The sequence below is a fragment of the Sporosarcina sp. AD_1 genome, assembly GCF_057373025.1.
In genome coordinates, this window is the sequence record NZ_JBPVIR010000016.1 from 12884 (window position 1) to 36124 (window position 23241).

Annotated in this window: 21 protein-coding genes; 15 read left to right on the top strand and 6 right to left on the bottom strand. The window is 46.7% G+C overall.

Annotation, left to right across the window (positions count from 1 at the left end):
- Positions 1 to 2: 2 nt before the first annotated feature.
- From ACSW3C_RS19615 to ACSW3C_RS19630, 4 genes are all read right to left on the bottom strand, one after another.
- Positions 3 to 1121, bottom strand: coding sequence for a Ger(x)C family spore germination protein (locus tag ACSW3C_RS19615; RefSeq protein ID WP_486564746.1), 1119 nt, complete (start codon positions 1119 to 1121; stop codon positions 3 to 5).
- Positions 1094 to 2215: a GerAB/ArcD/ProY family transporter gene (locus ACSW3C_RS19620; RefSeq protein WP_486564748.1), complete on the bottom strand. Its 1122-nt coding sequence runs from the start codon at positions 2213 to 2215 to the stop codon at positions 1094 to 1096. Before ACSW3C_RS19620 ends, ACSW3C_RS19615 begins: the two co-directional genes overlap by 28 nt.
- Positions 2212 to 3576, bottom strand: a complete 1365-nt coding sequence (locus ACSW3C_RS19625) for a spore germination protein (protein WP_486564750.1) — start codon at positions 3574 to 3576, stop codon at positions 2212 to 2214. The genes ACSW3C_RS19620 and ACSW3C_RS19625 overlap by 4 nt, the downstream gene beginning before the upstream one ends.
- 66 nt (positions 3577 to 3642) lie before the next feature.
- Positions 3643 to 4329, bottom strand: a complete 687-nt coding sequence (locus tag ACSW3C_RS19630; RefSeq protein ID WP_486564752.1) for a class I SAM-dependent methyltransferase — start codon at positions 4327 to 4329, stop codon at positions 3643 to 3645.
- Between the two features lie 173 nt (positions 4330 to 4502).
- On the opposite strand from ACSW3C_RS19630, the gene ACSW3C_RS19635 reads away from it, so the two are divergent.
- The 12 genes from ACSW3C_RS19635 to ACSW3C_RS19690 all read left to right on the top strand — a co-directional run bounded on the left by ACSW3C_RS19635 (position 4503) and on the right by ACSW3C_RS19690 (position 19303).
- Positions 4503 to 6221: an adenine deaminase C-terminal domain-containing protein gene (locus ACSW3C_RS19635; protein WP_486564754.1), complete on the top strand. Its 1719-nt coding sequence runs from the start codon at positions 4503 to 4505 to the stop codon at positions 6219 to 6221.
- A gap of 9 nt (positions 6222 to 6230) precedes the next feature.
- The gene (locus ACSW3C_RS19640) at positions 6231 to 7319 is read left to right on the top strand and encodes a DUF3048 domain-containing protein (RefSeq protein WP_486564756.1); all 1089 of its coding nucleotides are present in this window, start codon (positions 6231 to 6233) and stop codon (positions 7317 to 7319) included.
- A gap of 59 nt (positions 7320 to 7378) precedes the next feature.
- On the top strand, positions 7379 to 7699 hold the full coding sequence (locus tag ACSW3C_RS19645) for a YerC/YecD family TrpR-related protein (RefSeq protein WP_486564758.1): 321 nt from the start codon (positions 7379 to 7381) through the stop codon (positions 7697 to 7699).
- Between the two features lie 108 nt (positions 7700 to 7807).
- Positions 7808 to 8506 (top strand): heptaprenylglyceryl phosphate synthase, encoded by a 699-nt coding sequence (gene pcrB, locus ACSW3C_RS19650; RefSeq protein WP_486564760.1) that lies wholly within the window; start codon positions 7808 to 7810, stop codon positions 8504 to 8506.
- Positions 8507 to 8553: 47 nt separating this feature from the next.
- The gene (gene pcrA, locus ACSW3C_RS19655) at positions 8554 to 10788 is read left to right on the top strand and encodes a DNA helicase PcrA (protein ID WP_486564762.1); all 2235 of its coding nucleotides are present in this window, start codon (positions 8554 to 8556) and stop codon (positions 10786 to 10788) included.
- A 16-nt stretch (positions 10789 to 10804) separates the two neighbouring features.
- On the top strand, positions 10805 to 12820 hold the full coding sequence (gene ligA / locus ACSW3C_RS19660) for an NAD-dependent DNA ligase LigA (protein WP_486564764.1): 2016 nt from the start codon (positions 10805 to 10807) through the stop codon (positions 12818 to 12820).
- Between the two features lie 6 nt (positions 12821 to 12826).
- Positions 12827 to 13954 carry a CamS family sex pheromone protein gene (locus tag ACSW3C_RS19665; protein ID WP_486564766.1) on the top strand — a complete coding sequence of 376 codons (1128 nt, stop codon included), beginning with the start codon at positions 12827 to 12829 and terminating at the stop codon, positions 13952 to 13954.
- Positions 13955 to 14219: 265 nt separating this feature from the next.
- The gene (gatC, locus tag ACSW3C_RS19670) at positions 14220 to 14513 is read left to right on the top strand and encodes an Asp-tRNA(Asn)/Glu-tRNA(Gln) amidotransferase subunit GatC (RefSeq protein ID WP_486564768.1); all 294 of its coding nucleotides are present in this window, start codon (positions 14220 to 14222) and stop codon (positions 14511 to 14513) included.
- 212 nt (positions 14514 to 14725) lie between these two features.
- Entirely contained in the window at positions 14726 to 16195 is a 1470-nt protein-coding gene (gene gatA, locus ACSW3C_RS19675; protein ID WP_486564770.1) for an Asp-tRNA(Asn)/Glu-tRNA(Gln) amidotransferase subunit GatA, read from the top strand.
- The gene (gene gatB, locus ACSW3C_RS19680) at positions 16192 to 17622 is read left to right on the top strand and encodes an Asp-tRNA(Asn)/Glu-tRNA(Gln) amidotransferase subunit GatB (RefSeq protein WP_486564772.1); all 1431 of its coding nucleotides are present in this window, start codon (positions 16192 to 16194) and stop codon (positions 17620 to 17622) included. Before gatA ends, gatB begins: the two co-directional genes overlap by 4 nt.
- A gap of 117 nt (positions 17623 to 17739) precedes the next feature.
- Positions 17740 to 18309, top strand: a complete 570-nt coding sequence (locus tag ACSW3C_RS19685; protein WP_238078808.1) for a thioredoxin family protein — start codon at positions 17740 to 17742, stop codon at positions 18307 to 18309.
- A gap of 79 nt (positions 18310 to 18388) precedes the next feature.
- Entirely contained in the window at positions 18389 to 19303 is a 915-nt protein-coding gene (locus tag ACSW3C_RS19690; protein WP_486564774.1) for a diacylglycerol kinase, read from the top strand.
- Positions 19304 to 19421: 118 nt separating this feature from the next.
- Here the strand turns inward: ACSW3C_RS19690 and ACSW3C_RS19695 are convergent, their stop codons facing one another.
- Positions 19422 to 19859 carry an NUDIX hydrolase gene (locus ACSW3C_RS19695; RefSeq protein ID WP_486564776.1) on the bottom strand — a complete coding sequence of 146 codons (438 nt, stop codon included), beginning with the start codon at positions 19857 to 19859 and terminating at the stop codon, positions 19422 to 19424.
- Positions 19860 to 20224: 365 nt separating this feature from the next.
- On the opposite strand from ACSW3C_RS19695, the gene ACSW3C_RS19700 reads away from it, so the two are divergent.
- From ACSW3C_RS19700 to cydS, 3 genes are read left to right on the top strand one after another with little or no spacing between them, the layout of a single operon-like run.
- Positions 20225 to 21571: a cytochrome ubiquinol oxidase subunit I gene (locus ACSW3C_RS19700; RefSeq protein WP_486564778.1), complete on the top strand. Its 1347-nt coding sequence runs from the start codon at positions 20225 to 20227 to the stop codon at positions 21569 to 21571.
- Positions 21568 to 22593, top strand: a complete 1026-nt coding sequence (locus ACSW3C_RS19705) for a cytochrome d ubiquinol oxidase subunit II (protein WP_486564780.1) — start codon at positions 21568 to 21570, stop codon at positions 22591 to 22593. Before ACSW3C_RS19700 ends, ACSW3C_RS19705 begins: the two co-directional genes overlap by 4 nt.
- 14 nt (positions 22594 to 22607) lie before the next feature.
- The gene (cydS, locus tag ACSW3C_RS19710; protein ID WP_486564782.1) at positions 22608 to 22757 is read left to right on the top strand and encodes a cytochrome bd oxidase small subunit CydS family protein; all 150 of its coding nucleotides are present in this window, start codon (positions 22608 to 22610) and stop codon (positions 22755 to 22757) included.
- 79 nt (positions 22758 to 22836) lie between these two features.
- Here cydS and ACSW3C_RS19715 read toward each other — a convergent pair.
- Positions 22837 to 23241 (bottom strand): hypothetical protein (locus ACSW3C_RS19715; RefSeq protein ID WP_486564784.1); only part of this gene is annotated, 405 nt, incomplete at its 5' end.

Genomic DNA, 23241 nt, shown 5'->3' on the forward strand with positions numbered 1-23241 from the left:
TATTATTCTGTAACACCTGTACTCTTTAATTCCACTTTCATAATGATATCAAAGTCAATTTCGGGATAGGCTTCCTCCCAAGCTTTGTATGGATCTGCTGAATGTAGCTTCGATGCCCGATAACGCAACCCAAAGCCAAAGGGATCCAGGTTCTCTTCTTGCAAGTAAAGCAACAAATGGCGTACCTTCTTTGTCATGGCATCCTCTGCAAGCTTGTCATATTCCGACAGCTTTTTAGGTGATAAAGGCTTGTTGGATTCTCCGACTACCCCGCTTTTCATAATGTGCATGACGATCTTTGTGGGTCTTCCTTCTTCAGAAAGAATCTTATAGTGCATTTTCACGACATCGAGATTTAATAATAAATGCAGCCCATCCTGCTGAATCTTATACGAGAAACCGGACGCCTTGTGAACGAGTGAGTTGTAGTATTTCGTCATAATTGAATCAAGCTCCAGCGTTTTTCCCTTCTTTCCGATGACAAGGGATTTGTTTACGATCAGCTCAGTATGATCCTTATTCGTCTCCATGATCGGTAGGACAGGATCAATCCCTTTCGCAAAATAGTCACGCCTGAATTCGAATAGATACGTCGTCACAATGAAGGGGCTATCGGTTCCTGTTTCTCCAAAAAAGTTGAAGAATGAGATGGAGGCGGGAGCCTCGGTGTTTGGTTCCACCTTTAAGATCGTTTCCGCAGAGGGCCTGGCAGCCGTGACATAGGCGATCATTTGGACATCTCCACGGCGGACGAAAAAGTTCATAAATTCCTCCAGATCATCCTTCAGCAATTCCTCGTTGATGACGATGGTTTTCATATGCCCTAATTCCAAAACTTTATCTACATGAGTTTCCAGCATCCGAATCGCTTCTCCAACTGTCTCTCCTTCTTCGGACAAATAGGCGAAAGTCGGCCGAGAGGATTGTTTAATGGCACCGAATGGAATAGCGATTTTCAACGTCACTTTGAATCCGTTTTCGATTTTCTCAGCTGGGTCGATGCCAATTACCGATACAAATAGCCGCCGGTCAATGTCCTTGAAGGCGCAGGCGGATAAAATTAAACTGCATAGCAGCAGTATCGATAAGAATACTAGTTTGATTCGGCTGGCTGCTTCCATTTTTTCTTAGCACCTCGTTTGATTAGCATGAGAGAACCAATCAACACCACTGCAAAGAGAGGCTGCTGATTAAAGAAATACTTTCCGTACAGGAACAGCTGATACTCTGTCATGCGGCCGATCCCAATGAAGGTGATCACCCAGAAAACAACTATCCAAACATATGGGTTGTAGTCCTTCTCATTGATGATCAATTTTTTCGTCCGATGAAAAGAATCCAACAACTTCTGTGCGACATGCCAATGGATTGTCGTATTCAAAAAGCTCAGCGATAGGAAAATGAGAAGGAAAATGAAGATAAAGCGTTCAATCAAACCATATTTCAACCGAATGGAATCACTTGTCAGAATCCAGGGATATTGAACATTTTCAGATACGCCAAAACCGATATAACCGAGAGGTATAAAATAGGACGTGAATAATGTTGCGGCTCCAGCCAAAAGAATAATGAGAAATTGCTTCATTCTCATATCTACTTTTTCTAATATGTGACGGTTGAAAATAATAATATTCACAATGCCGAGCAGCGGATATATCGCTGCCGTCACAGCCGAATAGTCGGGCGGGTTATTTGCATACGTCAGGGCAACCTTCACATAGTCCCACTCCATCGAGCGATCAGTATAAACTTTTGCGATCAGGAAGATGACAATTGGTAAATTTAAGACGAGTATTAATTCAACTGAATTCAACAGGCTCTGGGTCTTCATCAAGATGCCATACGAAATAAGAAAAACAAAAGTAGAAATAATGATATACGTAGACATTTCAGGTGTTAAAAACCGTTTCAGCAGAAAGGTGAAGGCGGCGATGGACAGAAACCCAGCAAAAAACCAAATGAACGCGAAATAGAGGAGGATCGGTTTGCTGATCCAATTTGGAACATAGTCGTGGAGAAGCTCCGGCAAGCTTCGTCCGGGATGTTCTTTAAATAGCTTAATGATAATCCAGTTGAACGACACACCAATGACCAGGGCAAGAAGCATGGAGGTGATGGCTCCCCGATGGCTGTGATCAATCAAAATTTTAGGCACTTCCACGACGATATTCACAACCATATTCAGCAGGATGAGATAATAAAGAAATCGATTCATCCTTCACCAGTCCTGAATTCTTTTTTCCTTTTTCTCCAGCCAAACTTTAAATAGGATTCGCCGAAACTGTCCTTGTTGGCTAGGAAAAGCACGATTCCAAGCAATCCGATGGCAAGTCCTGCAAGTCCGAAGAACGTAGTGTAGATCAGCAGGATAAAGCGTAATCCTCTTACTGCGAAACCGAGTTCATTGATCGGTATGACAAAGGTGGAAACGGCAACAAGTGATACGACAATGATCATAATGTTAGATGTCAAGGCAGCTTCTACTGCAGCGGTTCCAAGAATCAGACCTCCAACTGTCGTTGCCGTCGCACTAATAGGGCTTGGGAGGCGGATGCTCGCTTCTGTCAGAAATTCAATAAATAACAGCATGAAAAAAACTTCCATAAAAGAGGGATATGGAACACCGATCCGGCTGGCCGCCACTGTCAAGGCGAGTTCCGTACGAAATACATCTGGAGTATATGAAGTGATACCTACATAGAGTGCCGGCAGTATGACACAAGCTAATAATCCGGCATACCGGAGAATGATGGTCAGGATGGAAATCCAGTAGCCGTGATATAAATCCTCCATAGAGACCATGAAGTCGAAAAAAACGACAGGCGCGATGACGGCATGAGGGCTGCCATCTACAATGATAATGATTTTTCCCGCAGAAATATTATAGACAAGCCGATCGGGGCGCTCTGTCAACAGACAAGCGGGAAACAATGATTTTTTAGTTCCGTTCAAATATAATTGCAAATCGCCGGAAGATAAAATAAGAGGGAAATCTAAATTGTCCAGCCTTTTCTTTATTAATTGGAGAGCTCGTGGATTCACTGTAATTTTATCGTATACAAGCGCGATCGAACGATTAGATTGGTCTTTTAACTGCATGGTGTCAAAAATGAGAGAAGGCTTGTGGTATCGTTGCCTGATAACATTGAGACTTGTTTCCAGACTTTCGCTAAGGCCTAATTGTGCTCCGTGGATGGTCGGCTCCAATGTGATTTGTTGCACTTCATTGAAACCGACTCTCCGAACTTCGAGCAGGAAGAAGCGGTGCTCGACCGCAACGAGGACATTCCCTTTTGTCAAATCGACGAGAACAGTTTGCTCATCGGCCATTTCTGTTTGATTGGGGGTGGAATTTAGGTAACTCGCATAATCATCTAAAGAAGTAACTTGGAAAAAAGGTTGAATAATTGTTTTCTGCAGCACAATACGATCTACAGCACTCTTTAAATAGAGCAGATGAGCGGCCTTTCCTTCCACTTGCAATGTTTTTTGTACAATGTCCTTGGTTGGGGAAAGCTGGTGTGCCAGTTGTAGCAGCAGCTCAGGCGGCTGCTGGTTTTCCGAAGACGGACCCATTTTCCTTCACTCCTATCTAACAGGTGCTGTTAGGTAGGGTATCCATTTATTCGCAAATCATTCCTTTCAGGCCTGGCCAGCATGACATATCCAGCAACCGAAAAAAGTATTCTGCAAAAACTTTGTCGGTGTGCTAAATCCTGTTTTATGTAATAAATCCCTCAAGGCCTCTTCAGTAAGAAAGGAGAGAGACCGCACATTTTCCTCCATCGTATCGACTTCTTCTTTTGATAGTCCCGTCGTCTCCAGCCAATATACTTTCCAAAGATTCACCAGTCTGTCGAACTCGTCATCAGGTCCTTGCCGGTACATGGCAGCCAGGATGAAAGGCGCCCCGGGCTTTAACCGTTTCCGTATGGATCGGAGCAACTCTTCTTTTTCCTGTTCATCCTGAATAAAATGAAGGACAAGCAGACAGGTCGCTGCATCGAAAAGTTTAAAATCCTTTACGTTATCCACTGTCCCTTCGACAAAGCGAATGCGTTCCGAGAGTCCGAGAGCTGTTGCTTTGCGAGCTGCCAGTTCAAGCATATCACGGGAAGGATCGACGGCTGTGAACCGCCAATTCGGATGCGGCGGGCCGAAAAACTCCAGTTCATTGCCTCCTCCTGCTCCAGCGAGGAGGATTTCAGCATTAGGTCCGACTGCATGATACAAGTAGGCTCGGGTCATTTTAAACATGGCCTCATAGGCGGGGAAGGTTCTGCGGATGCCCCGGTCATATTCGGTAGCCATCTCATGGTTGAATTCCATCTGTCTCCTACTCCTTTGCTTTCATAAGTCCGGCGTTTGCCAGTCTAGTACACTTCGCCCCGAGTCTCCCATTTCCTTCAAATTTCTAGAATAAATACAAGAACGCTCTATGTTTCAAGAGACTGCTATGCTACGATAAAAACAGCACTATTTTGAAAAAGGGGACCAATAGGATGTGGAACCAAAAAGAAATTTTTGAACAGATTGAAATCATTGATGGCAAAAAGGCACCGACACTGGTCATTCAGAACGCAACCTATTTGCATTCTATAATGAAGAAATGGGTGATCGGGAATATTTGGATCTCAGAGGACCGAATTATTTACACAGGACCGAAAATGCCTGTCCAGCTTGAAGATACAGAAATCGTTGATGCTACGGGGAAACGAATCGTGCCCGGTTATATCGAGCCTCACGTCCATCCGTTCCAGCTGTACAATCCGGAAACGTTTGCCCAATATGCAGGCCGGCTCGGGACGACGACATTCCTGGCGGATAATTTAACTTTTTTCATGATGCTCGGCAATGAAAAGGCTTTCAAGGTCATGGCCCAATTAAATGAGCTGCCTTTTACGTTTTACTGGTGGGCCCGTTTTGATTCGCAGACTGTGCTGCGGCATGAAAAAGAGGTTTTCAACATACATGATATAAAGGAATGGATTGCGCGAAAAGATGTCCTCATGGGAGGGGAATTGACTGGGTGGCCACGATTGCTGAATGGCGACCAAGCGATGTTGGAAGCAATGGATGCGGCCAAGCAGGCAGGAAAAAAAATCGAAGGCCATTTCCCGGGCGCTTCGGACAGGACATTAGCCCGCATGAAGCTGCTCGGTACAGATGGCGATCATGAAGCAATGACAGCCGAGGAAGTGGAACGGCGTTTACTGCAAGGTTATGCCGTGACGCTTCGCCATTCCTCGATTCGTCCGGATCTTCCTGTCATGCTGCGTGATATTGTGGAAGCAGAATGGGATGTATTCGATCACTTAATGATGACGACAGACGGGTCCACCCCATCGTTCCATGTGGATGGCGTGATGGACAAGTGCATACAGGCAGCGCTCGATGCGGGGGTCTCCCCGGTTGATGCCTATTTAATGGCTTCCTATAATGCCGCCCGCTATTACGGAATCGATGATATACAGGGAGTTATTGCGACAGGCAGGTATGCAACGTTGAATTTCCTTGAAGAGGAAACGAATCCGGTTCCGACCGATGTGTTGTCAAAAGGCGTTTGGCTGCTGCGTGACAATCAGCCGGTGTACAACTTCAACAAAGTGGATTGGTCTGTCATTCCTGATTTCAACCCGTCGTTCGATTTAACGGAAAAGGATTTTGAGGAATTTCCTCAAGTGGGCATTGAAATGGTGAACGATGTCATCACCAAACCATATCAATCAGATTTGGATGTCACTGCAGATGTTCTAGCTATGGGCAACGATGAAAGCTTCCTAATCCTAGTAGATCGTGAGGGAGAATGGCGTGTTAATACGCTCATTAAAGGTTTTGCGACGCATATACAAGGAATGGCTTCCTCCTATTCGAACACAGGAGATATCATCCTGATCGGGAAGGACAAGAAAGCCATGTTACAAGCGTTTATGGAAATGAAGAAGATGCGAGGCGGCATGGTACTCATCGAAGATGGACAAGTTGCCGCATCCCTTCCGCTGCCGATTGGCGGAGGGTTATCTGCAGAAAATGTAGACGTATTGATCAGCCAAGAGAAAGAATTGAAGGATGCACTTGCAGAGCGGGGCTATTGTTTCGGGGATGCAGTGTATACATTCCTATTTTTGCAATCGACCCATTTGCCATATGTCAGGGTTACGCAAAACGGGTTATTCAATGTATTGAAAAATAATGTGATCTTTCCGGCTACCGGAAGATAGGAGGCAATGATGAAAGGGAAAAAGAGAATATGGCTGTTGTTCATGGCGGCTTTTATGCTGTTGATTGTCTCCGCTTGCTCAAAAAAAGATAAAGTAGAAGCGGAGCAGCCAGAACCAAGCGATGTGGAAGAAGAAGTGATTCAGGATGAAGATGCGGTGGAAGAGCCGGATGAGGATGCGGAAGGAGCTTTGCTGTACCAGTCTCCGTTTACAGGTGAATTGCAGGAAGAAAAACAATGGCGCCGTCCCATTTTGGCAACGATCAACAACCATCCGCTGGCAAGGCCGCAATCCGGAATCAGCGAAGCAGATATGATTTTTGAATTTTTGGCCGAAGGAAATGTGACAAGGTATCTGGCTTTATTCCAAAGTGAATTGCCGGAGCAGGTCGGGCCGATCCGCAGTGCACGCGATTATTTCATTTACATGGCGAAAGGGATGGACGCCTTCTATATTGCGCACGGTTATAGCCCGGATGCGCAAAAATTGCTAACCAGCCGTTATGTCGATCATGTGAATGGCATGCAGTATGATGGAACACTATTCAAGCGATCCAAGGAACGGCGCGCACCGCACAATTCCTATATTTCAGGAGAGCATATTGTCGAAGCCATGGATAAAATGAGCGGACATGAATCCATCGAGAAGATGCCTTCCTATGCGTTCCACGATTCTATTGAAAGTGCTAAAATAGGAGATACCGCATCGGAACTTGTCGTGCGTTTCAGTTCCAATCAGGACTTTATCAGCACGTTTACGTACCAGCCTGAAGAGGGGACGTACAAACGCTCTGTAAAAGGATCCGTTACGATTGATAAGGAAAATGGAGAAGAAGTCGACGTATCAAACGTCCTCGTATTCGAAGCGCCGCACCGGACGATTGACAGTGTCGGAAGACAGGCGGTCGATTTGGAAGCGGGCGGCAAAGCGATTTTATTCCAAGCGGGGATTGTAAAAGAGATTGAATGGAAAAATATTGACGGTTTCCTGACGCCAGTTGAAAATGGGGTGCCAGTTGAGTTGGTGCCTGGTAAAACATGGATTAACATCGTTCCAACCACATCGGGAATCGCAAAAGCTGTCACCTATACGCCGTAAGCAGATCGCTTATGGATTGATTGGCACAGAAAAAAATCGATTGAAACGGGGGAGACAATTTGCAAATCGATAAAATACGCGGTCCACAGACAGACCAGCTGTTCAAGGCGATTTTGGAACTGAAGGATCTAGAAGAATGCTACTCCTTTTTCGATGATCTCTGTACAATGAGTGAAATTCAGTCAATGGCGCAGCGGCTGGAAGTGGCCCATATGCTGAAGCTGAAAAGAACCTATGACCGGATTCAAAGTGAAACGGGAGCGAGCACTGCAACCATTTCGAGGGTCCGTCGTTGTGTTGATTATGGGTCGGACGGCTACAATACGGTTTTGGGACGCCTTTATCCTGAATTGGAAGATGGCGACGAAAGCGGCAAATAAGGCAAGTCACATCAACTGAATAACATTTTTTGAAAGGACGGAGCGAGGATTCCGTCCTTTTTTTTGGTATACTAAAAGAACGTACATAAAGGGACAAGGTGGTTGAACATGGATTATAGAACTTGGCGACATGCCTTTAAGCTGGATCCCGCGAAATCGGTGACGGACGAACAATTAGAGTGGATTGCGGAATCAGGTACAGACGGTCTTATTGTCGGGGGCACCGATCATGTGACATTGGAGAATGTGTTGGATTTGCTCGCAAGAATCAGGCGCTATTCCGTTCCGGTCGCACTTGAAGTGTCGACAGTCGATTCAGTAACACCGGGATTTGATTATTATTTTATCCCCACTGTGCTGAACTCCACGAAAGCGGAATGGATCAATGGCATCCATCATGCGGCGCTGCGCGAATATGGCCACATGATGAATTGGGATGAGATTCTGACAGAAGGCTATTGCATCATGAATCCCGAATGCAAAGCAGCTGAGCTGACGGGCATCTCTGCGATTCCAGATGAAGACGATGTCATTGCGTATGCCCGCATGGCAGAGCATCTCTTTCATATGCCCGTCTTTTATTTGGAATATAGCGGAACTTTCGGCAATCCAGACGTAGTGCGTTCTGTCTCCAGAATTCTGGAATCGACACGGCTCTTTTACGGCGGCGGGATCAAAAATGCAGAGCAGGCGAGCCAAATGGCTGCATACGCTCATACGGTCATCGTTGGCAATGTCCTCTACGAAAACTTGGATGCTGCACTTGAGACAGTGGAAGCTGTCAAGAAAACGCCCCATGAAGGATAAAACGATGTATAATGAAGAACAGATGTTCCTCGAAAGGTGTGGATGAAATGAATAGAATCGCTCAAAATCTGCTGGACGGCATGAATCCGGAGCAAGCGCGGGCCGTCAAGAAGACGGAAGGGCCATTGCTTATCATGGCGGGGGCAGGTTCTGGAAAGACGCGCGTGCTGACGCATCGGATTGCGTATCTCGTTGTGGAGAAGGACGTTTATCCTTCCAACATACTCGCCATTACATTTACAAATAAAGCAGCGCGTGAAATGCGTGAGCGGATCGACGGTCTGCTTGGTGCAGGCTCGGGTGAACGGATGTGGGTCTCCACGTTCCACTCGATGTGCGTACGGATTTTACGCCGTGATATCGACCGGATCGGCATCTCCAAATCTTTTTCCATTCTCGATGCCTCGGATCAGCTGACGGTCATTAAAAACGTCTTAAAAGAACGAAATATTGATCCAAAGCAATATGATCCGCGTTCCATGCTAAACGCAATTAGCTCCGCGAAAAATGAATGCATTGATGCCGAAACGTTCAAAGGGCAAATCAATTCATTCAATCCGTACGAAAAAATAGTGGCCGATGTCTATGAAGGCTACTCCAAAAAGCTGCGCCAAAATCAGTCGCTCGATTTTGATGATTTGATTATGATGACCCTCAAATTGTTTGAAAGAGTCCCAGAAGTCCTCGACTATTATCAAAACAAATTCCAATACATTCATGTGGATGAATACCAAGATACGAACAATGCGCAATACCGTCTCGTCAACATGCTGGCATCCAAGTTCCGGAATCTTTGCGTTGTCGGGGATTCAGACCAATCCATTTATAGATGGCGGGGAGCGGATATCGGAAATATCCTTTCTTTTGAAAAGGACTACCCGGATGCGACAGTCATCATGCTGGAACAAAACTACAGATCGACGAAACGCATTCTAAAGGCCGCAAACGATGTCATTCAAAACAACCGCAGCCGCTACGATAAAACATTGCGCACTGAAAACGATGAAGGCGATTCGATTTATATTTATAAAGCGAATGATGAGAAGGACGAGGCCCAGTTTGTCGTCCGGACAATCATCGATCTGAAAGAAAAAGAAAATCTGACACTCGACAAATTCGCCATTTTGTACCGGACAAATGCACAATCGCGGGTCATGGAGGAATTCCTCGTCAAATCAAACATGGAATACACCATTGTCGGCGGCACGAAGTTCTATGACCGAAAAGAGATCAAAGATTTGCTGGCGTACTTGCGGTTGATTGCAAATAATGATGACGATTTGGCATTGGCAAGAATTATCAATGAGCCGAAGCGAAGCATCGGAGCAACGTCATTTGAACGGATGGCGCGGTTTGCAATTGAAAACGACCGGTCCATTTTCGATGCCATGCAGGAGGTCCACTTCATGGGCTTAACGGCGCGCGCCGCCAATGAAGCTGTGAAGTTCAGAGAATTGATTGCAGGTTTCACGCAAATGCAGGAATACTTATCCGTCTCGGAACTTGTCGAGCAGGTGCTGGACAAAACAGGTTACCGTGCAATGCTCGAAAGGGAAAAGACGATTGAAGCGGAGAGCCGCTTGGAGAATATTGAAGAGTTCCTCTCAGTTACGGAGGCATTCGAGAAGCGGGCTGAGGAGGAAAACGGAGATCGTTCCCTCGTCGCATTCCTGACAGACCTGGCACTCATTGCGGATATTGATTCACTGGATAAAGAAGAGAACCAGTCCAACGAGAAAATCGTCCTAATGACGATGCATGCTGCAAAAGGGCTTGAGTTCCCTGTCGTTTTTGTCATCGGAATGGAAGAGAATGTGTTTCCTCATGCAAGATCGATTGCCGATGAAGAGGAAATGGAAGAGGAGCGTCGCCTTGCTTATGTCGCAATTACGCGGGCGGAGCAAAAGTTATATTTGACGAGCGCGGCGTACCGGACATTATTCGGTCGCTCCAGCTACAATAATCCGTCCCGTTTCTTAAATGAAATTTCAGAAGCGGTCACCGAAGTTATTTCCAACGATTCGGGCTTCACGGTCGGAAATGCATTTGCTCGCTCCGCAGCCCCTATGCGTCCAGCGGTCAAGAAGCCGGTGTACCAATCGAGCGGCGGCGAGAAAATGGGCTGGAAGGCAGGAGACAAAGCCGTTCATAAGAAGTGGGGCACTGGCATGGTGGTCAGTGTTCGGGGAACGGCAGATGACACGGAGCTGGATATCGCATTTCCGGATCCGGTCGGGATCAAACGATTATTAGCGAAATTCGCACCGATAGAAAAGGCGTAATGGAGGAGTGGAAACGATGGATCGTCATGTAATGGAGCAACGGGTGAAAGAACTGAACAAGCTCCTTCAAGAATATGGCCATGCCTATTATGTTCTGGATAAGCCGGTTGTGCCGGATTCCGTATATGATCAGCTGATGCAGGAATTGATCGCAATTGAAACGGAACATCCGGATTTGATCTACCCGAACTCCCCGACACAACGGGTAGGCGGGGACATATTATCCGGTTTCGGAAAAGTCGTTCATGAACATCCGATGCTCAGTCTATCGAATGTGTTCAATGAAGAAGACATCCGAGATTTTGACCGGCGTGTACGATCAGGACTTGGACAAGAAACAGTCTCCTATATTTGCGAATTGAAAATAGATGGCTTGGCCGTGTCCTTGAAATATGAGGATGGAAAGTTCGTACAGGGCTCTACCCGAGGTGATGGGACAATCGGTGAGGATATTACAGCCAACTTACGGACAATCAGGACGATTCCATTGGGATTATCACAACCTGTAACAATCGAAGTCCGCGGTGAGGCATATATGCCGAAAAGTTCATTCGTGAAGCTTAACGCAAAACGGGATGAAAACGGGGAAGAACCATTTGCTAATCCACGAAATGCAGCAGCCGGTTCTTTGCGCCAGCTCGATCCGAAAATTGCGGCGAGCCGCAACTTGTCTGTTTTCATCTATGGAATCGGCGGAGATGGCAGTGCCTATGGACAGGACAGCCACTCCGATTCGCTTGATTATTTGCACACGCTTGGATTCGAGACGAATCAGGAGAGCAAAAGATGCAAATCCATTGAAGAAGTGATCGAGTTCATTGATGGATGGAAAGAGAGGCGGCAAGATCTCGAGTACGAAATCGATGGCATCGTCATTAAAGTGGACCGATTTGAAGATCAGGAACAGTTAGGATTTACAGCAAAGAGCCCGCGCTGGGCGACAGCTTATAAGTTCCCGGCAGAGGAAGTCGTTACGACATTAACAGACATCGAACTGAGCGTGGGACGGACGGGTGTCGTCACGCCAACAGCCATTCTCGTGCCAGTCCGTGTAGCCGGAACGACAGTCGGACGCGCTTCCTTGCACAACGAAGATCTGATTAAAGAAAAGGATATTCGAATCGGGGATAAGGTGATCATCAGAAAAGCGGGGGACATTATTCCGGAGGTCGTCAGCGTCATTGAACAGGAACGGACAGGCGATGAAAAACCGTTTGAAATGCCGGAATCTTGCCCTGTTTGCGATTCTACGCTCGTACGGATCGAAGGGGAAGTGGCGCTTCGTTGCGTCAATCCGCAATGTCCGGCTCAAATGAAGGAAGCGCTCATCCATTTCGTTTCGCGTAATGCGATGAATATTGAAGGCATTGGAGAGCGGGTCGTCAATCAATTGTATACAGCTGGCCTCGTTCAGGATGTCTCTGATCTTTATACGCTTACAAAGGACCAGCTGCTTGCGCTCGAGCGAATGGGAGAAAAATCCGCCAGCAATTTATTGTCAGCGATCGAAGTGTCAAAAGGAAACTCGCTCGAAAAATTACTATTCGGCCTAGGAATCCGTCATGTCGGAGAAAAGGCGGCACACATCTTATCGGAAGAATTCGGGACGATCGACCGTTTGATGGAAGCGGAAGCAGAACAACTTACCGCTATCCATGAAATAGGTGACAAAGTAGCGGATGCCGTTACGACCTATTTTCAAAATGAAGATGTGCTGGAAGTAATCGCGAAATTGAAATCGTATGGTGTTAACATCACATACAAAGGCAGAACGCGCGAAGAATTACCGACCGATAGCCCATTCTCAGGCAAAACCGTCGTGCTGACTGGAAAACTTTCCATCTTGACGCGGAATGAGGCGAAAGAGAAGATTGAAGCGCTCGGCGGCAACGTCAGCGGCAGTGTCAGCAAGAAGACAGATTTGGTCATTGCAGGCGAAGATGCCGGATCGAAGCTGGCTAAAGCCCAGGAACTCGGTGTTCCGGTTTGGAATGAAGAACAATTAATCGAATCGCTTGGCGAAAAGGAGTAATACGTAATGAAAAGGATATGGGTAGCACCAGGAGTAGCCGCCGTGCTCTTCCTCGGAGGCTGCCTTCCTTCATTTGCACCGGAAAAGGATGAGGTCATCCAGGAGAATGAAGAGAAGGCGCAAGAAACTGTCATCATTCCGGATGTTCAGTTGAAGGATGAATTTTATAGGACATTCGTGCCGTTTAAACAAAGTGCCAGCCGCGGAATGGTCGTCAGCAATCTGCACACGAAATATGATATGAAAGAAGCTGAGGAGGGCTTGCTGCGCCTATCCACACGGCATTTCGACACGGACAAGTACTTCTTTCAGGAAGGACAATACATCGATAAAGAGACGGCCAGCAAATGGCTGGCGCGTAAAAGTGACAATGACGAAGGCCTGAATCCACCGGGTGCACCAAAAGGGGCCAGTGCGGAAGAGGTGGCCGAACAGGCTCCGATCTATTTAGCGCATATCGTGGAGCAGAATTATTTACAGAAGTCAGGAGAAAATAAGGTCCGGCTATCTGGAATATCGATCGGCCTGGCTCTTAATTCAATTTATTACTCTAGGGATGGCACAGAAACCCGCATCCCGGATGACAAATTGCAAAAGGAAGGCATGAAAATGGCCGATGAGATTGTAAGCCGATTACGGGCGAAAGAAGGGCTTTCGGACATACCTATTGTCATCGGGTTATTCAAGCAGGAAAGCAGAAGTTCCATCGTCCCCGGCACATACTTTGCGACTGCCTATGCCGATAAAGGGAAAACAGCCGCTTCTGGATGGAAAGAAGTGAACGAAAAGTATGTCACGCTTCCAGCACCTTCTTCCCTAACAAATTATCGGGATATCAATAATACCTTCAGCAAATTCAAACAGGATATTGATAAGTATTTTCCTAGCTTTGTCAATGTGATTGGGACAGCACATTTTCGCGATGACCAATATGAATCACTGCGAATTGAAATCCCGATTCAGTTTTTCGGCACGAGCGAAACAATCGGTTTCACTCAATATTTGACGTCCCTCATCAATACGTATTTCGCGAACCTGAATGTAGAAGTGAGCATCACATCGGTGAATGGCCCAGAGGCGTTAATCGTCAAGGATGCAGGGGAAGAACCGTTTGTTCATATTTATGGGTATTGACCTTTGAAATGACAGCCTTGAGAGAACGAGTGTAGAGAATCTTTATAAGGCGGAGCTGCTGCGCTGTTCAAAAGGGGTCATTTACTTTTTCGGATGGTGTGAAATGCACCATCCTAATTCTTTTTTTGCAATGAATCATCGAAATAATTTCAACTGCTTGTACGACTCCTGCGAAATTCGGTTACACTACATAAGGAGCCGCTTTTCAACGATGTTGTTAGGTGATAAGATTAATCGTACAATATGATACAGAGGAGGCGAGCAAATGACTCACCAATTTACAAAAGATGACGTATTTTATTTCGCAAATTTTGCGCGGATCGGATTCAGCGATGAAGAAGCCGAGCAATATGCTGAGCTGCTAAGTGAATTGGACAAATTCGCGGAAAGATTTGAAGAAGTCGATACAGCGAATGTTCAGCCAATGACACATCCGCTGCATCAAGTGAATGTTCTTCGCGAAGACGTTCCGACAGACATTTTAAATCGAGAAGATATGTTGGCCAGCGTGAAGGAACATGAAGATGGAATGATTAAAGTTCCGAATATCCTTTCATGACCCTAATGGCTTTTAAGTAAAACAAACTCAGGGATGTTTGCAAATAATTGCAGGCAGCGCCTGGATGGCTGACTCATAGTCGGTCTAAAGCCTGCAGCGAAGAATGTTCCAAATCAAATGAGTGCTGCTCTGTAGTAGAGTATCAGCAGGATTTGCTGATTTTCACTTTGAGACAAGAACACGCTAGGGCGCAATTGATAGGAGGGAAACCGATGACCTTATTTTCTAAAACGGCAACAGAGCTTCAACAGCTATTACATAATCGTGAAGTCTCCGTCAAAGAAATCACCGAGGACGCATTCAGCCGGATTGCGGATGTCGAAGGGGATGTACAAGCATTTTTGACGGTTACGGAACAGGAAGCGAAGGCGCAGGCGGACCAATTGGACAACGTCCCGCTAGAGCAACGGGGTCCGTTATTCGGATTGCCGATCGGCATTAAAGATAACATCGTTACAAAAGGCACGAAAACAACTTGTGCGAGTAAAATGTTGGAAGACTTCGTACCAGTCTATGATGCACATGTAGTGGAACGAGTGAAAGAGGCCGGTATGGTGACCCTGGGCAAATTGAACATGGATGAATTTGCTATGGGTTCGACGACGGAACATTCCGCTTTTCAAGTGACTCATAATCCTTGGAATCTGAAGTACGTCCCGGGCGGTTCTTCCGGCGGTTCTGCTGCAGCGGTTGCATCGGGCGAAGCGCTATTTTCGTTAGGTACTGACACAGGCGGCTCTGTTCGCCAGCCAGCTGCATTTTGTGGCGTAGTCGGCATGAAGCCGACATACGGACGTGTATCCCGTTATGGACTTGTCGCATTTGCTTCCTCCTTGGATCAAATCGGACCATTGACACGCAACGTAGAAGACAATGCTATGCTTCTTAACGTCATTGCAGGAAATGATCACCGTGACTTCTCCTCTGCATCAAAAGAAGTTCCTGATTACCGCAAGGCGTTGACAGGTGACATTAAAGGGTTGAAAGTGGCCGTTCCAAGAGAATTTTTAGGAGAAGGTGTGGACGAAGCAGTCAAAGCGTCTGTACGTGACGCCTTGAAAGTCCTTGAATCCCTTGGGGCTGTTATCGAAGAAGTCGATTTGCCACATGCCAAATACGGAGCGCCGACTTATTACGTCATCGCTTGCGGCGAGGCTTCATCCAACTTGGCAAGATTCGACGGGATCCGTTACGGCTACCGTCCTGAAAATGTGAAAAACCTAGAAGAACTTTACTTCCGTTCCCGTTCCGAAGGGTTTGGCCCAGAAGTGAAGAAACGGATTCTATACGGAACGTACGCATTGAGTGCGAACCAATACGAAGACGTTTATGTAAAGGCACAAAAAGTCCGTTCCTTGATTGCGCAAGATTTCGCGGAACTGTTCCAAAAATATGATGTCATTGTCGGCCCGACAAGTGCGACAACAGCATATGAGATTGGTAAAACATTGTTTGATCCGTTAACACTCTATGCAAATGATATCTTAACTGTACCGGTAAACTTGGCGGGCGTACCAGCCATCTCAGTGCCGTGTGGTGCTGCTGAAGGGTTGCCGATTGGATTGCAAATTATCGGAAATCACTTCGAAGAAGGATTGCTTTACAAAGTGGCGCATGCCTTTGAGCAAGCGTCCGATTTCAAGGCGGGCACTCCGTTAGTTGGGGAGGGACAAAACCGATGAACTTTGAAACAATTGTCGGACTTGAAGTCCACGTAGAATTGAAAACTGATACAAAAATCTTCTCTCCGGCCCCTGCCCATTTTGGTGCAGACCCGAACATGAACATTCATGTGACCGATTTGGCATATCCAGGTACATTGCCTACCATGAATAAACGGGCAATTGACTTTGGAATGAAAGCATCTATGGCATTGAACTGTGAGATCGCTCCGGTGATGAACTTTGACCGGAAACATTATTTCTATCCGGACAATCCGAAAGCGTTCCAAATCTCACAAGATAAGCGCCCAGTTGGATCTAATGGCTGGATTGAAATCGAAGTGGAAGGCAAGAAGAAGAAAATCCGGATTGAACGTGTCCATCTTGAAGAAGATGCGGGCAAACTGACGCATGCGGAAGGCGGATATTCTCTTGTTGATTTGAACAGACAAGGCACGCCTCTTATCGAAATCGTAACGGAAGCGGATATCCGCTCTCCAGAAGAAGCGTATGCATTCCTAGAAAAATTAAAAGCCATCATTCAATACACTGGCGTATCGGATGTTCGGATGGAAGAAGGATCACTTCGCTGTGACGCCAATATTTCAATCCGTCCGTTTGGCCAAAAAGAGTTCGGTACGAAAACTGAGTTGAAAAACTTGAACTCCTTCAACTTTGTCCGCAGAGGGATTGCGAATGAAGTAGAGCGCCAAGAGAAGATTTTGCTGTCAGGCGGCAAGATTGTTCAAGAAACTCGCCGGTACGACGAAGCGACTGGCCAAACCGTATTGATGCGGGTGAAAGGCAGTGCAAACGATTACCGTTTCATCAACGAACCAGATTTGTCGGAAATCCACATCGACCAAGAATGGATGGACCGTGTTCGCGCGGAGATTCCAGAATTGCCGGATGCTCGTAAGGCAAGATATGTACAAGAACTCGACTTGCCTGAGTATGATGCACACGTGTTGACATTGACGAAGGAAATGTCTGATTTCTTCGATGCGACAGTAAAAGCAGGAGCAGATGCGAAGCTCGCTTCCAACTGGCTCATGGGTGAAGTATCCGCTTATCTGAATGCGGAACAGAAAGAATTGCACGAAACGGCTTTGACGCCGGAAGGGCTTGCGAGCATGATCAAATTGATCACGGACGGAACGATCTCTTCTAAAATTGCAAAGAAAGTATTTAAAGAATTGATCGAGAACGGCGGCGACGCAGCAGAAATCGTTAAAGCAAAAGGGCTTGTCCAAATTTCAGATGAAGGTACGCTTCGTACTGTTATTACCGAAATCCTGGATGCCAACGAACAATCCATTGAGGATTACAAGAATGGTAAGGACCGGGCAGTCGGATTCCTTGTCGGCCAAGTGATGAAGGCCACAAAAGGCCAGGCAAATCCACCGCTTGTTAACAAACTGCTTCTTGAAGAAATCAATAAACGCTAAGAGCGATGTTATGAACGTCCTATGGTTGGCTTCACCAAGACATAGGGCGTTTTCTGAACGTGTTGTTTGCCTCGCGGCGTTTCTATACGTAAACTGGGGTAAAGGAGTGTGGAGAGAATGAAAACGGAAAAACAATATTTTGACGAAGCAATCTCCCTCGCAGACTATACAGCTAAGATGGAGAAGCATAAAGAGAACACAGAACGGGTATATGAAAAATTCGAAGTACCGCAAGATGATGGATTTATCGAATTGCTGAAGGAAAAAAGACCGGAAATTCTCGTCATTACTGAAGACTGGTGCGGGGATGCCATGATGAATAATGCCATCTTGCGCAGGATCGCGGAAGCGGCTGATTTGGATGTGCGAACTGTCTATCGGGATGAAGACACGGATTTGATCGACAGGCATTTGACGAACGGCGGCCGGTCCATACCGATTTACTTGCTGCTTGATGCCAACGGGGAAGTGGCGGCGAAATGGGGACCGCGGGCAGCTTCTATCCAGCAGGATGTGTTGGAGCGCCGCAAGCAATTGCCTCCAAAGGAACATCCGGAATTTGAGGAGAAGCAGAGAGCATTCATTGAGACCCTAATGGCAGAATATACATCGAAACCGGAACTTTGGTTGACGGTTTATGAAGATATGCGAAAAACATTCATGCCTGTCTTGCAGGAAAAGGCATAAGTCGGAAACCCGGATGGTCTGGATACGTCTTATGAATGATGGACTATTATCATATTTGTTGAATTGAGAGGTAACGAGGATGAAGCGTGCACGAATTATATACAATCCGACAGCGGGCAGAGAAGTGTTTCGCAAGCATCTGGCTGAAGTATTAGAAAGACTCGAACAAGCCGGCTATGAAACGTCCGCCCATGCGACGACTTGCGAAGGGGATGCGACAGAAGCCGCCAAACATGCCGTCGAGCGGGGATTTGACCTGATCATCGCGTCAGGCGGAGACGGGACGCTGAATGAAGTCGTGGCCGGTGTCTCCTCCTACGAGAACCGTCCCAAAATCGGATTGATTCCGACTGGTACAACGAATGACTTTGCGAGGGCACTCCGCATCCCTCGGGATATCGACGCAGCGCTCGATATTATTATTGAAGGAAAGTCAATTCCTGTCGACGTCGGCTTGATGAACGGCAATCGTTATTTTATTAATATTGCTGGAGGCGGCAGGTTGACCGAATTGACATATGAAGTGCCAAGCCGTCTGAAGACGATGCTAGGCCAGCTTGCCTATTATTTAAAAGGGATTGAAATGCTGCCATCCATCCACTCCAGCCCTGTTCGCATCGAATATGACGGAGAAGTGTTTGATGAAGAGGCTATGCTTTTCCTTGTCGGGTTAACCAATTCGGTTGGCGGTTTTGAAAAACTGGCACCACAATCGAGTATCAACGATGGCAAATTCACATTGCTTATTTTGAAAAAATGCAATATCGCCGAATTCATCCGGGTTGTTTCATTGGCGCTTCGCGGCGAGCATTTGGATGATCCTCTCGTCATTTCAACGAGCGCTGAGCGTATCAAAGTGACATCGGATGAGGAAGTATTGCTGAATCTCGACGGCGAATACGGCGGCACATTGCCTGCTACATTTGAGAATTTGTACCGTCATATTGAAATGTTCGCGCCGTATGATGAACTGCGCGAACAGGACCGGGCGTAATTTGCGGATTTTCGAAGTATGCCTGACCAATTATTGATGAACTGAAAAACCTGCACATCCTCCTAAGGGATTTGCAGGTTTTTTAGCTCGTTTTTAGGGAAGAGAATAGGAAATAAGTTCATGAATCCATAAAATCAAGTGCTTCGTCCTGCCGTCCTGCCAAATCTGGAAGTTGGCTTATCGGCACCCATCGGCAGCAAAAGGTCAATCCATTGTCCTTGCCGTCGCTATAGACATGATTTTCCCACGCGTCCTCGCTATTGCCCATGTAGGACAAATGAAAAATATTGCGTTCGTACACAACATCTTCCTGGTTTTTAGGGTAATGGTTCTTTTTGTGCAGCTTACCGACCAATTCTAAACGGTCCCGGGGAATCCCTGTCTCTTCCTCGACCTCTCGGTACAGTGCATCAATAAGCAATTCATCTTCCTCTATAGTTCCCCCAGGCACTTGGACGCCGGCTTCGGGATGATCCTTCTGCTCGAACACAAGGAGTTTCAGGTCGTCTTGTGTTCCTTTCGTAATATACGCTAATACTTTTCGTTTCACTTCCATTGTGTTCACCTCACAAACGCGTTAATTAATTCATTCTACATAAGATTCCAAAGATTCGCAAGTGTGCTGTTTAAATTGGTTTTTGTCAATGTCATGCATTTGTCCCTGTTCTGTACCCGATTGGACGAAGATTATTCACAGATAGCTCATAAATGAAAGTTATTCTTCCTATAAATGAGGGAAGGATAAGAAGGAATGACTTCAATTAGAAAGAGTGGATATTGAATGAATAAACAACGGGAAAAGTGGTTGATATCTAATGTATAAAAATCATGAAAAGTGGTTGATATGGTTAGCATTCATCGTAGCAGGCATAATGTTTATTTCAATTCTTGGACGAATTTTCGGATGAGGGGGCAGGACAAATGATAAATGAAGAAGCGGTCTTCTATTCGCGCGTCTTAACAGAGTTGACGCTAAGTTTTCACATTTTGTATGCCACGATTGGTGTCGGTGTGCCCATCATGATCATGATTGCTCAATGGGTCGGCATTAAGAAAAATGACGAGCACTACATATTACTGGCCAGACGATGGGCACGCGGTTTCGTTATTACGGTGGCGGTCGGAGTTGTGACAGGTACGGCCATCGGACTTCAATTATCGTTATTGTGGCCGAATTTCATGGAGCTCGCCGGTAATGTAATTGCATTGCCTTTATTTATGGAAACCTTTGCATTCTTTTTTGAAGCGATTTTCCTTGGGATTTATTTGTACACATGGGATCGATTCGAGAATCAGAAGAAACACTTGCTGCTACTCGTTCCTGTAGCTATCGGAGCTTCTTTCTCTGCCGTATTCATCACTATCGTCAATGCCTTCATGAATGCACCGCAAGGCTTTGATATCGTCAATGGGCAGCTCGTTAATATTAATCCGATTATCGCCATGTTCAACCCGGCGATGCCGACCAAAGTGGCGCATGTCGTCATTACAGCGTATATGACTGCGGCATTCGTTCTTGCTGCGATAGCCGCGTTCAGACTGCTGAAGGGTTCCGACCATATGTATCACAAAAAAGCGCTTTACTTAACGATGAAGCTCGGCTTGGTATTTTCCATTGCCACCGCAATCATTGGTGACTTTTCGGGTAAATATTTGGCGGAGTATCAGCCGGAGAAGCTCGCCGCAGCTGAATGGCATTTTGAAACAAAAGAGAACGCAGAGCTTGTTTTGTTAGGTATTCTGAAAAATGATGAAGTGAAATATGCAATTAAAGTGCCATTTGGCCTTTCATTGCTTGCCCATAATGACCCGACAGCTGAAGTAATCGGTCTGGATCAATTCCCGGTGGACGAACGCCCACCTTTGTATATTCATTTTCTATTCAACTTCATGGTGTTGATCGGTATGTGGATGGCGTTTCTAGCGGCCTGGTTCTGGTTCGGCATTCGCAGAGGCTGGAAATCCGTCCAATCCAGATGGTTCCGCTGGCTCATCGTTTTAGGCGGTCCTTTATCGTTCCTTGCCATTGAATTCGGATGGTGGCTTGCAGAAGTCGGTCGGCAGCCGTGGATTTTGCGTCGAATTATGCGCGTCGATGAAGCAGCGACAACAAGCAATCACGTAGATTTGATGCTCGTTTTATTCTGTGCCCTGTACTTGGTACTCGGTACCGGCAGTGTGGTCGTTCTGAGAAGAATGTTCCGCAAAAATCCGGTGGAACGTGAACTGGAAGACCGTCATGCGGAAAGGGGAAGTGATGTACGATGAATTTAGAAATTCTCGGTATATCGGTTCTTTGGACATTTTTGTTCGGCTACATTATGGTAGGTGCCATTGATTTCGGAGCTGGCTTCTTTAATGCTTACAGCTTGCTAACAGGGAAACAGCGGATTTTGACAAACGTCATCCAGCGCTACCTGTCCCCAGTATGGGAAGTGACCAACGTCTTTCTCGTCTTCTTCTTCGTCGGGATTATCGGATTCTTCCCGAAAACAGCCTTTTATTACGGAACGACCTTGCTAATACCGGTCAGCTTCGGAATCATCCTGCTGGCTGTGCGAGGTTCGTACTATGCATTCGAAACATACGGCGCCAGGGGGCATAAAGGGTATTCATTCATGTACGGCTTGGCCGGACTGCTCATACCCGCTTCCTTATCCATCGTGCTGACGATCTCAGAAGGCGGTTTTATCGAAATGATCGATGGCCGGCCAGTCCTAGATTATTGGCTGTTATTCACAAGCCCGCTGACGTGGTCGATTGTCGTACTGAGCCTGTCCGCAACCCTTTACATTTCTGCGGTGTTCCTTACATGGTATGCCAATAAAGCAGGCGACATCGAGGCGACCGGCCTGCTCCGGAAATACGCGCTGATTTGGGCGCTTCCAACCATCGTAACGGCAGGCGGCATCATTTTTGAATTGCGCAAGCACAATCCAGACCATTACGAGAACATCAAAACATTCTGGCCGATGTTTCTCATCTCGTTCATCTTATTCATCGGGACCGTCTACCTGCTCGCCGCACGAAAACAATACGGCTGGGCATTCGGCCTGCTCGGCGGCCAATTCGCCTTCGCCTTCTTCGGCTACGGCGCGTCCCATTATCCATACTTGCTCTACCCGTACTTAACACTGTACGACAGCTTCACCAACCCGGCCATGGCGACCGCCCTCGTCATCGCGTTCATCCTTGGCCTATGTCTACTCATTCCGTCGCTCATCCTGATCATGCGGCTGTTCCTATTCAACAAAGAATACGTCCGCGGAAAGAGCGACCATCATGCATAAGGAGATGATGTAACATGCCAATAACCTTTACAGAATTCTATATATTCATTGCCCCCTTCCTCGTGCTCATCGCTGCCCTCGTCGTCGGGTTCTTCATCGCCCCGAAAGATGAAGCGATTATCAACGCAGCGAGGCGGAAGACGAAGCAGAAGTCGAAGAAGTGAGTTGGTTTGATTGTGGCAGAGCGGTGGATTTGTGGCGTGCATGCGGGTGGAGCGGTTGGGTGCGGAAACCAGGTGTGAGTCAGAAAACCGGTATGAACGCCAGAAACCCGGTTTGAACGCCAGAAAGCCAGGCTGAACGCCAGAAACCTGGTTTGAACGCCAGAAAGCCGGTTTGAACGCCAGAAAGCCGGTTTGAACGCCAGAAAGCCGGTTTGAACGCCAGAAAGCCGGTTTGAACGCCAGAATATCTGGTTGAACGCCAGAAACCCGGGCTGAACACCAATACCCTGGGCTGAGCGCCAATAACTCGAGTTGAACGCCAATAACTCGGGCTGAACGCCAATAACTCGAGCTGAACGCCAATAACTCGAGCTGAACGCCAATAACTCGAGTTGAACGCCAATAACTCGGGCTGAACGCCAATAACTCGAGCTGAACGCCAATAACTCGAGTTGAACGCCAATAACTCGTGCTGAACGCCAAT